The sequence below is a fragment of the Pseudomonas sp. 05N433 genome, assembly GCF_056396925.1.
Genome location: NZ_JBFTML010000161.1, coordinates 1 through 439, shown reverse-complemented (window position 1 = coordinate 439; position 439 = coordinate 1). Strand labels below are relative to the sequence as shown.

The following is a 439-nucleotide window of genomic DNA, read 5'->3' as shown; positions in this document are numbered from 1 at the left end:
CTTTAAAGGCGTCTTGTTGCAATTACGGCGTACGGAACTGATGAAACTGTCCTTCAGTGCCTGGCAATGCAGGCGCCGGGTGCGGGACAAGATTTTTTTCTTTTTTATCTGTTGGTTCACCGCATTGATGGGAAACAAAGCTCAATGACAGCCCCAAAGGTATTGGTCACGGGGGCAGGCGGTTTCGTGGGTGAGGCGCTGGTTTTCAGGATGTTGGTGGACAAACAGTTCGCTCCGATCGCGGCCGCTCGCAGTCTCACCCGGTTGCAGGGTTTATGCCCGGTTGTACCCTTTGATCTGAATGATCCTGAAGCCTTGCCTGAGTTGAAGGAAGTCAGTGCGGTCGTCCACGCGGCGGCCAGAGTTCATGTGATGAACGAAATCGCTTCTGATGCCTTGGCCGAGTTTCGCAAGGTTAATGTGGAGGGCACTCTTCGGT

General features: G+C 53.5%; 1 protein-coding gene and 1 pseudogene. Both read left to right on the top strand.

Going from position 1 to position 439, the window contains the following annotated elements; all coding sequences use genetic code 11:
* Nucleotides 1-148: pseudogene (locus AC1DIS_RS30170) on the top strand (glycosyltransferase family 2 protein); the annotation flags it as partial.
* Nucleotides 145-439 (top strand): NAD-dependent epimerase/dehydratase family protein (locus AC1DIS_RS30165; RefSeq protein WP_477781325.1); only part of this gene is annotated, 295 nt, incomplete at its 3' end. The pseudogene AC1DIS_RS30170 and the gene AC1DIS_RS30165, both read left to right, overlap by 4 nt.